The sequence below is a fragment of the Streptomyces sp. WAC05374 genome (assembly GCF_004353505.1).
Taxonomy (GTDB): Bacteria; Actinomycetota; Actinomycetes; order Streptomycetales; family Streptomycetaceae; genus Streptomyces.
In genome coordinates this window covers 1-1142 of sequence record NZ_SMNQ01000036.1, presented here as the reverse complement: position 1 = coordinate 1142, position 1142 = coordinate 1, and the positions used below count along the sequence as shown (strand labels likewise).

Here is a 1142-nt window from a genome sequence, read left to right as displayed (position 1 = left end):
CTGCGCGGCGGGGGGGCCGGGGCCGGGGCGGTCCGGGGGGGGGGGGGGGCCGCCCGGGCCGCGCCCGCGGGCCCCGGCTGGGTTGGGGGGGGGGGGGGGGGGGGGGGGGCCGGCGGGGGGGCTATGGCCCCCGCGGGGGGCGGGAGGGGGGCCGCTCCGTCGTCGACAACGGCGGCAAGCGGGTCACCCTGCCCGGTGATTTCCCGCCGTACCGGCGAGTTCACGCGTTCGCCCGACGCTGGCAGGTGACGGGCCTGCTTGCCGTACTCCACGACCGGCTGCACGACAAGGTCCGCCAGAAGGCAGGCCGTTCGCCGGACCCGACGGCTGCCATCGTGGCCTCTCGGTCACTGCGCGCAGCAGCGAACATCCCGCGCTCGACGTCCGGGTGGGATGGCGGGAAGAAGGTGGGCGGCGGCCGCGAGCGGCACCTGGTGGTGGACTGCCTCGGCATGAGGTCGTCAAACGCACCGACGACACCAGCGGGTTCGTGGTGCTGCCGCGCAGGTGGGTGGTGGAGAGAACGCTGAGCTGGCTGATGCGCTCGCGCCGCCTGGTGCGCGACTACGAAACGCTGCCCGCCAAGCACGAGGCCATGGTGCTGTGGTCCAAGACCATGCTCATGAGCAGCCGCCCGACCGTCGTCGACCATGGCCCCCCGGCCCGCACACCACTGCGCGAGGCACTGGAGCGAGACCGTCTCCCGGCCGGGCGATGGGTGGGTCGGTGACTTGCCGGGCTCGGTCCGGCGGGGGAGGAGGTCACCGAGGCACACCTCTCGGACCTGTCCCAGTAGCAAGACAGCGCAACGCCATGGACCCGTCGCCTGCTCATATCCGCCAAACGCCGTGCAGTTTCACTGATCGACGCGCGCACAGCGAGCCGCCAGTGATGCAACCCATCCCTTCCAGAGACAATCTGAAACTAAGAATGAAGCAACCCCGGGGGTCGGGTTCATCTCTCGCATGCTTCAAGACTGCTCGGCCCCCGGCTGACAGCAAGCTTCGTCATCCGCCACATCACGGGTAAGCCGCATGTTGTTCAGCCTCCTCCCAGCCAGCCCCGGGAACCCTAGGCCCGGAGCCGACCAGAGCACGCACCCATCTCCGCTGCCAGCCGCCCGCGGAGCGGGCTGGTCCTGA

General features: G+C 71.5%; 1 protein-coding gene. It reads left to right on the top strand.

Features of this window, described 5'->3' with window-relative positions; translation table 11 throughout:
* Positions 1-388: 388 nt before the first annotated feature.
* On the top strand, positions 389-730 hold the full coding sequence (locus E2B92_RS34200) for a transposase (RefSeq protein WP_327437521.1): 342 nt from the start codon (positions 389-391) through the stop codon (positions 728-730).
* Positions 731-1142: the final 412 nt, after the last annotated feature.